Source organism: Polaromonas sp., from assembly GCF_031411155.1.
In the GTDB taxonomy this organism is placed as follows: Bacteria; Pseudomonadota; Gammaproteobacteria; order Burkholderiales; family Burkholderiaceae_C; genus Polaromonas.
In genome coordinates this window covers 1-8,132 of the sequence record NZ_JANOAL010000111.1, presented here as the reverse complement: position 1 = coordinate 8,132, position 8,132 = coordinate 1, and the positions used below count along the sequence as shown (strand labels likewise).

At 68.0% G+C, this 8,132-nt stretch carries 7 protein-coding genes; 3 read left to right on the top strand and 4 right to left on the bottom strand.

The features are described from left to right. The 3 genes from RMO23_RS07720 to RMO23_RS07710 all read left to right on the top strand — a co-directional run. Positions 1–775 (top strand): biotin/lipoyl-containing protein (locus tag RMO23_RS07720; protein WP_309680134.1); only part of this gene is annotated, 775 nt, incomplete at its 5' end. A 5-nt stretch (positions 776–780) separates the two neighbouring features. Continuing rightward, positions 781–1,938: an acyl-CoA dehydrogenase family protein gene (locus RMO23_RS07715; RefSeq protein ID WP_309680132.1), complete on the top strand. Its 1,158-nt coding sequence runs from the start codon at positions 781–783 to the stop codon at positions 1,936–1,938. Then, positions 1,935–2,432 carry a thioesterase family protein gene (locus RMO23_RS07710; RefSeq protein ID WP_309680130.1) on the top strand — a complete coding sequence of 166 codons (498 nt, stop codon included), beginning with the start codon at positions 1,935–1,937 and terminating at the stop codon, positions 2,430–2,432. The genes RMO23_RS07715 and RMO23_RS07710 overlap by 4 nt, the downstream gene beginning before the upstream one ends. On the opposite strand, the gene otsA is transcribed toward RMO23_RS07710, so the two are convergent. The 4 genes from otsA to RMO23_RS07690 form a co-directional block, all read right to left on the bottom strand. After that, entirely contained in the window at positions 2,417–3,811 is a 1,395-nt protein-coding gene (gene otsA / locus RMO23_RS07705) for an alpha,alpha-trehalose-phosphate synthase (UDP-forming) (RefSeq protein ID WP_309680128.1), read from the bottom strand. The genes RMO23_RS07710 and otsA overlap by 16 nt on opposite strands. 361 nt (positions 3,812–4,172) lie before the next feature. Continuing rightward, on the bottom strand, positions 4,173–6,020 hold the full coding sequence (locus tag RMO23_RS07700) for a glycoside hydrolase family 15 protein (protein ID WP_309680126.1): 1,848 nt from the start codon (positions 6,018–6,020) through the stop codon (positions 4,173–4,175). Further along, positions 6,017–6,865, bottom strand: a complete 849-nt coding sequence (otsB, locus tag RMO23_RS07695; RefSeq protein WP_309680124.1) for a trehalose-phosphatase — start codon at positions 6,863–6,865, stop codon at positions 6,017–6,019. The genes RMO23_RS07700 and otsB overlap by 4 nt, the downstream gene beginning before the upstream one ends. Before the next feature lie 114 nt (positions 6,866–6,979). Continuing rightward, positions 6,980–8,132 (bottom strand): multifunctional CCA addition/repair protein (locus RMO23_RS07690; RefSeq protein ID WP_309680122.1); only part of this gene is annotated, 1,153 nt, incomplete at its 5' end.

Below are 8,132 nucleotides of genomic sequence, written 5' to 3'. Positions count from 1 at the left end.
TGACCACGCGCTGGCCGAGGGCCAGCACGTGTCGCCGTACTACGACTCGATGCTGGGCAAGCTGGTGGCCCATGCCGCCACGCGCGCGGCGGCGATCGACCGGCTGGCCGCCGCGCTGGACCACGCCGAGGTGTTGGGCCTGCCGACCAACCGCGCTTTGCTGGCGGCCTGCCTGCGCCACCCGCGTTTTCGGGCCGGGCAGGCGCTGATTCCGTTTCTGGCCGAAGAGGGCGATGCGATTCGGGAGTCGCTACAAAAAAAAGAGCAAACTATGCTTTATTTGATTGGGCTAGCGGCACTTTTTGCCCCTGAAACGGCGTCCGGACCGGCTGCCGGCGGCCTGCCTTGCCCTTTTCCGCGTCCGGTGCGGCTGCGCCATCGCGGCCGGTTGACGGAGCGGGCCGTTAGCGGCGTGCCCGTCATGCCGCCGGGCGCGGCAGTGGTGCGCGTGGCCAGCCAGCGCTGGCATGTGCAGCAGGGCGGGGTGGATCTGTTCGTGGAAGATGCCTCGTTTGACGCCGCCGCCGCTTCGGCCGGCGCAGCGGCCGGCCATGAGCTGCGCGCCCCCTTCAACGGCAAGGTGCTGGCGGTCCACGCCGTGCCCGGCATGGCGCTGCGCAAGGGTGACACCTTGCTGGTGATCGAGTCGATGAAGCTCGAACACAGCCTGGCGGCCACGCACGACGGCAGGGTCCACACCGTGCAGGTCACGCCCGGCCAGCAGGTGGCGACCTTGCAGCTGCTGATGACCTTTGAAACTGCCGTTACTCCGTGAACCCCATGAACACCGAACTGCAGCAGGACCTGGCGGCGTTGACCGACAGCGTCAAACGCTTCACGCTGGAGCGCATCGCGCCGCAGGTGGCGGCGTGGGACGAAGCCGGGGAGTTTCCGCGCACGCTATACCGCGAAGCGGCCGAACTCGGCTTGCTCGGGCTCGGCTACCCCGAAGCGCTGGGCGGCACGCCCGCCCCGTTGGCGCTGCGCAACGCGGTGTCGGTCACGATGGCGCGTTACGGTGGCAGCGGCGGCGTGCTGGCCAGCCTGTTTTCGCACCACATAGCCCTGCCGCCGGTGCTGCGCCATGCCTCGCTTGCGCTGCAGCAGGAGGTGGTGCCGCCGGTGCTGCGCGGCGAGCAGATTGCGGCGCTGGCGATCACCGAGCCCGGCGGCGGCTCGGACGTGGCCGGCCTGCGCAGCACGGCCAGGCGCGAGGGTGACGACTGGGTCATCAGCGGCGAGAAGGTCTTCATCACCTCCGGAATGCGCGCCGACTGGCTGACGGTGGCGGTGCGCACCGGCGAATCCAGAGGCGCCGGCGCTATCTCGATGCTGCTGGTGCCCGGTGATGCCGTCGGCCTGAGCCGCAGCGCGCTAAAAAAAATGGGCTGGTGGTGCTCTGACACCGCGCTGCTGCGCTTTGACCAGGTGCGCGTGCCGGGCCGCTACCTGCTGGGCGAAGAGGGCGGCGGCTTCAAAATGATCATGGGCAATTTCAACGGCGAACGCCTGAGTCTGGCGGCCATGGCGCTGGGCTTTGCCCAGGCCTGCTACGACGAAGCGGTGGCCTGGGCGCGCCAGCGCCAGACCTTTGGCGCGGCGCTCATCGAGCGCCAGGTGATTCGCCACAAGCTGGTCGACATGCAGATGCGCATCGCCTCGACCCAGGCATGGCTGGCTGCCGTGACGGCACGCGCCGATGCCGGCGAGGAGCAATCGGGCAACGCGGACTGGGTGGCCCAGGTCTGCATGCTGAAGAACCACGCCACCCAAACCATGCAGTTTTGCGCCGACCAGGCGGTGCAGATTCTGGGCGGCATGGGCTTTATGCGCGGCACCACCAGCGAACGCATTTACCGCGAGGTCAAGGTCATGATGATTGGCGGTGGCGCCGAGGAAATCATGAAGGACCTGGCTGCACGACAATTGGGCCTATGACCAAAGCCCTGAACCTGCCTGCCTCCGCCCTCTCTGTTGAATTTGAGGACGAGTTCATCGCCGGCCTGAAAAACATCTTTGAAGAAAAAATCGTCTTCAACCAGCTGCTGGGCCTGAAGATCACGTCGGTGAAAGCCGAGCGCGTGACGGCCCGCATCACCATGCAGCCGCAACTGGTGGGCCACTATGCCTACAACCGCATTCACGGCGGCGTGATCAGCGCCGGGCTCGATGCGATGGGCGGGCTGGCGGTCATGGCCGCGATCGGCGCGCGCCACATGGACGAGGCGCCGCAGCAACGGCTGCACCGCTTTGGCAAGCTCGGCACGATAGACCTGCGGGTGGACTACCTGCGCCCCGGCATCAGCGACTACTTTGAACTGCGCGCCGAGGTGCTGCGGCTCGGTTCGCGCGTGGCCAGCACCCGCATGGAGTTTCTGGGCGCCGACGGCACGCTGTTTTCGACGGCGGCCGCGGCTTACATCGTTTCCTGACTTCTTGCGCCATCGCCCAGCGCCTGCAGAAAGGTCTGGCGCCACCAGTGCACGTCTTGCGTCCGGATATTTCTGAGCAGCTTCTGGTGCCGGATCTGGCGCTCCTGCAGCGGCATTTGCAGCGCCTGCTGGATGGTGTCGGCGCTGCCGTCGATGTCATAGGGGTTGACCAGCAGGGCGTCCTGCAGCTGCTCGGCGGCGCCGGCAAAGCGCGACAGCACCAGCACGCCGGGGTCGGCCGGGTCTTGCGCGGCCACAAACTCCTTGGCGACCAGGTTCATGCCGTCGCGCAGCGGCGTCACCAGCGCCACCCGCGCCACCCGGTACAGCCCCGGCAGCCGCTTGCGCGCCACGTTGCGGTGCATGTAGCGCACCGGCATCCAGTCGAGTTCGCCAAAGTCGCCGTTGATGGCGCCGCACAGGCTTTCCAGCTCCTGCAGCAGGTCGGTGTAGGTGCCCATGTCTTCCCGGCTGGGCGAGGCAATCTGGATCAGCGTGGCGCTGCGCAGGTTTTCCGGGTAGCGTTGCAGCAGCGTCTTGAAGGCGCGCAGTCGCTGCGGCAGACCCTTGGAATAGTCGAGCCGCTCGACCCCGATCAGCAGCTTGCGGCGCGAGTACTCGGCTTTCATGCGCTCGTACATGTCAACGCCCTCTTTGGCGTGCGTCAGCGCCGCGAATTCATCCACGTCAATGCCGATCGGGAAAGCACCGGCCCGCACCGTGCGGTTAAAGGCCCGGAAGCGGTTCTCGCCCAGGTCCACCGCGCCGGCCTCGGCCTGCACATAGCGCGAGAAGTTCTGCAGGTCGGCTTCGCTCTGAAAGCCCAGCAGGTCATAGGCAAACATCGCCCGCATCAGCCATTCGTGCTGTGGAATCGCCGCCAGAACCTGCTGTGGCGGCAGCGGGATGTGCAGGAAAAAACCGATGCGGTGGGTGCAGCCCAGCGTACGCAGTTCGGCCGCCAGCGGAATCAGGTGGTAGTCGTGTATCCACAGGATGTCGCCAGGCTTGAGCTGCGTCATCAGCAGGCGCGCAAACAGCCGGTTCACGCGGCGGTAGGCGCTGATATAGCCGGCATCAAAGCGCGCCAGGTCCAGCCGCAGGTGAAACACCGGCCACAGCACACCGTTGCTGTAACCGAGGTAGTAGCCGGCGTGGTCCTCGGCCGACAGGTCCACCGTGGCCAGCGTGACCTTGCCGGCCTGCTGCACATGCAACTCGCCTTCGCCCGGCATGCCGCCCTCGACCACCGTGCCGCTCCAGCCAAACCAGAGCCCGCCGGTGGTGTTGAGCGCATCGCCCAGCGCCACCGCCAGCCCGCCCGCCGCCGCCTTGCGCGGGTCCGCCACGCGGTTGGAAACGACAACAAGCCGGCTCATGACATGGCCCCCACGCTTGTCACTTCGTGTACTGCGCGAGGCCTTGCAGGCCGCGGCTCGCAAGACGCTTCGCCTCTGTCGCCTGTCCGAACCTGCTCAAGCAGGTTCGGAGCCGCAGGCTCCAGCCCCTCGGGGGCCGTTTTTTCCGGGGGGCGGCCCGGCGGAAAAATGGCGTTTATGAATAAAGAGTCGTCGCCCTGCCCAGCAGAGGCCACGGAACCGGCTCCGCCGGGCCGCAGGCGTCGCCCCCTGAAAGGGGGGAAGGGGCTACACGCAGTGAGCCGCCGACGGGGGTTAGCCCCTAATCCGCCCCCTGCAAGGGGGGAAGGGGCTACACGCGGTGAGTCCTCAACGGGGGGGGTCATATTTTTGATTCCCAGGGCGCCGACAGCCGCACCGCCGCGTTGATGACGCCCACCATCGAATAGGTCTGCGGAAAATTGCCCCACATCTCGCCGGTCACCGGGTGCGTGTCTTCGGACAGCAGGCCGACGTGGTTGCGGGCGGCCAGCATGGTCTCGAAAATCTCGCGTGCCTGCTCCTTGCGGCCAATCCGGGCCAGCGCGTCGATGCGCCAGAAGGTGCAGATGTTGAAGGCGGTTTCGGGCTTGCCAAAGTCATCGGGCGCCTCGTAGCGGCGCATGTAGGGGCCGTCGCACAAATGGGTTTCCAGCGCGTCGACCGTGGCGACAAAGCGCGGGTCCTTCGGGTCGATGAAGTTGACCTCGATCATCAGCAACACGCTGGCGTCGAGGTTGCGCCCGCCAAAGCTTTCGGCGAAGGCCTGGCGCTCTTCGCTCCAGGCTTCGCGCAAAATCCGCTCACGCATCGGCCCGGCGTGGCCCTGCCAGTAGGCCGCGCGCTCGGGCAGGTGCAGCACCTGCGCAATCTTGGCCAGCCGGTCGCAGGCGGCCCAGCACATCAGCGCCGACGAGGTGTGCACGCGGGCGCGGGTGCGCAGCTCCCACATGCCGGCGTCGGCTTGGTCGTAGGTGCGCGCCGCCTGCTCGCCGACCGCCTCCAGCCGTTCAAACTCGGCCAGGCCGGCGCGGTGCAGCAGCCGGTGGTCATGAAAGGCCTGCGCCGCCCCCAGCACCACATTGCCATACACATCATGCTGAAAGTGCTCCTGCGCCTGGTTGCCCACGCGCACCGGCCCCATGCCGCGGTAGCCGGCCAGGTGCGGCATTTCGCTCTCGGGCAGGTCGCGCTCCAGGCCAATGCCATACAGCGGCTGGATGTGCCCGCCCTTGGCCTGCACCACCACATTGCTGAGCCAGCGCAGGTAGTCTTCCAGGGTGCCGACCTCGGACAGGCTGTTGAGGGCGCGCACCACGAAAAAGGCATCGCGCAGCCAGCAGTAGCGGTAGTCCCAGTTGCGCTGGCTGCCGGGCGCCTCGGGGATGCTGGTGGTCATGGCGGCCACGATGGCGCCGGTGTCTTCAAATAGCGAGAGCTTGAGCGTGATGGCGGCGCGTATCACCGCCTCCTGCCACTCGAGCGGAATATGCAGGCGCTGGCTCCACTTGAGCCAGTAGGACACGGTTTCCTGTTCAAACAGGCGCGCCGTGTCGGCAATGCCTTCGGTCAGCGACTCGTCGGCCCCGAGCAGGAAGTTGTGCTCGCGCGTCAGCACAAAGGCCTGGCGCGACAGCAGGTGCGACAGCGGCGCGTCGGTGTTGAGCCGCAAGGTGAGCGCATCGCCGACATAGCGCAGGTGGTTGCTGCCCTGGGTTACCAGCGGTTCGCGCCGGCCCCAGTCAAAGCGCACGTCCAGCGCCACGCGAATGCGCGGCGCGCCGTGCAGCGGCCGCACCCGGCGCACCAGCGTCATGGGCCTGAAAAAACGCGAGCGGCTGTAAAAGCGCGGCGCAAAGTCGGTGATCTCTACGCCCTGGCCGCTCTTGTCATAGAGCTGGGTGCGCAGCACGGCGGTATTCGGTTCATACCACTGGCGGGATTCGGCGAAGTCCTCGATTTCGATGGAAAAGGCGCTGGGATGCGCGTCGGAACCCGCGCCAGCCGAGCCGGCGCCGGGCTGCAGCAGGGCGTTGAACACCGGGTCGCCATCAAAGCGCGGCAGGCAGCACCAGACAATGCGGCCGCGCGCATCGATCAGCGCGCTGAAGGCGCAATTGCCGATCACCCCCATGGCCAGCGAGGGCGCGGCGGGCGGCGCGAAGTGGGTCGAGTCGTCGTGGGCCGTCATGTGGGGGTGCCTCCCGTGGTGGTGGATAGGCCGGTGGTGAACGCGCCAGCGGCGTCCTGGCTCGCGGCCAGCAGCCATTGCCGCAGCGCGGCGGGGCTGTCGCAGCGGTAGTTGGCCAGCGAGGCGCCGTCGCCCACCTTGATGCCCTGGCCGCCCAGGCGCTGCACGGCGCCCAGCCCGGCCTCGTCGGTCACGTCGTCACCGGCAAACAGCGGCAGGCGGCCGGCAAACGGCGGCGCGGCCATGAAGGCCTCAATCGCGCTGCCCTTGCTGATGCCGGCCGGCTTGACTTCAACCACGCATTTGCCGTGCAGCAGCTCCAGGCCGGGCGCGCTGGCGGCCGCTTCGGTCATGACCTGCAGCACCAGCGCCTGCAACTCGGGCGCATGGCGGTAGTGCAGGGCGACGGCGGCGGTTTTGACCTCGACCCGCAAACCAGGGTGGCGCGCGGCCAGCGCCGTGCCGAGGCGGATGACTTCGCGCAGATCGGGCGCGGCCAGCGTGACGATCTGGCCGGCGGGCTGGCGGCACTGGGCGCCGTGTTCGGCCGCCGTGGGCAGCCGCAGCGGCGCCAGAAAGTGGTCCAGATCGGCCAGCGGGCGGCCCGACACCAGGGCCAGCGCACCGTCCAGCGCGGCGGCAAGCTGCGCCAGCAGGGCAACCAGGCCCGGCGGAATCTGCACGGCCTCGGGCTGCCCGGCAATATCCACCAGCGTGCCGTCAAAGTCCAGAAACAGCGCGGTGCGCGGGCCAATCGCGGGCAGCGCCAGGCGCGAAGGGAGGGGCGCAAGGGGCGCCGGGGTCGCAAGAGGCAAGGAATGCGGCTGAAAAGCGGAAGATTTCATCGCCGTTTACCTTAGCAGAGCGGCTGCAAAATGGCTGTAGGCCGGTGCCGCTTGTTGGGTTTGGGGCCGGCCCCGGCGCGACCACGGCGCGGCCCCGGCGCGACCACGGCGCGGCTACGGCGCGGCCTGCCCCACCGCCGCCACCCGCGCCTGGTGGATCAGCTCGCCAATCCTGGGGCCGCTTAGTCCCGCCGCCTGGCCCTGGGCCGCCACCTCGGCGGTGACCACCGACTGGGCCGCCGCCAGCGCCGCCAGCAGCCGGTCACGCTGCGGATAGGGCGCGTCTTCAAAGCCGAGCCGGCCCCGGGCATCGCATTCGCAGGCCTGCAGCACCTCGGCAAAACGCCGGGGCTTGCGAAACGCATCGCAGCGCTCCAGCAGGCGCACCAGGGCGGCCGCGCTGAATTCGCTGCTGCGGTGAATGTTGCCGTGCTCGCGCGCCACCACGTCGGCCAGTTCGCGGCATTCGACCGGCACCCGCAGGCGCTCGCAAACGCCCCTGAGCAGGCGCGCGCTGACCACTTCGTGGCCGATGTGGCGCGGCAGCATATCGGTCGGGGTTTCGCCCTTGCCCAGGTCGTGGCACAGGCAGGCAAAGCGCACCGCCAGCGACGCGTCCAGTTGCGCCGCCCGGTCCAGCACCATCATCAAATGCACGCCGGTGTCGACCTCGGGGTGGTAGTCGGCGCGCTGCGGCACGCCCCACAGCCTGGCCACCTCGGGCAGCAGTCTTTGCAGCGCGCCGCACTGGCGCAGCACTGCCAGCATGCGCGAAGGCTGGGCCTGCATCAGGCCGCGGGCCAGTTCCTGCCACACGCGTTCGGGCACCAGCGCATCGACCTCGCCATCGGCCACCATCTGCTGCATCAGCGCCTGGGTCTCGGGCGCGATGGAAAAATCGGCAAAACGGGCGGCAAAGCGCGCCAGCCGCAAAATCCGCACCGGGTCCTCGCGGAAGGCGTCGGTCACATGCCGCAACACCTTGTCGCGCAGGTCCTGCCGGCCCCCATGGGGGTCGATCAGGGCCTCGAAATCAGGCTCAAATTCGGTTCCAGCCCTTATGGATAGTGCGGGAGCAGCTATTGAATTGATAGTAAGGTCGCGCCGCGCCAGATCCTGCTCCAGCGTTACATCGGGCGTGGCATGGATGGCAAAGCCACGGTAACCCGGCGCCGTTTTGCGCTCGGTGCGCGCCAGCGCATATTCCTCTTTGGTCTCGGGGTGCAGAAACACGGGAAAGTCCCGCCCCACCGGCAGGTAGCCCAGC

Coding starts and splice junctions, on each gene's coding strand:
- RMO23_RS07715 (WP_309680132.1), top strand. CDS start 781: ATGAACACCGAACTGCAGCAGGACCTGGCGGCGTTGACCGACAGCGTC.
- RMO23_RS07710 (WP_309680130.1), top strand. CDS start 1,935: ATGACCAAAGCCCTGAACCTGCCTGCCTCCGCCCTCTCTGTTGAATTT.
- otsA (WP_309680128.1), bottom strand. CDS start 3,811: ATGAGCCGGCTTGTTGTCGTTTCCAACCGCGTGGCGGACCCGCGCAAG.
- RMO23_RS07700 (WP_309680126.1), bottom strand. CDS start 6,020: ATGACGGCCCACGACGACTCGACCCACTTCGCGCCGCCCGCCGCGCCC.
- otsB (WP_309680124.1), bottom strand. CDS start 6,865: ATGAAATCTTCCGCTTTTCAGCCGCATTCCTTGCCTCTTGCGACCCCG.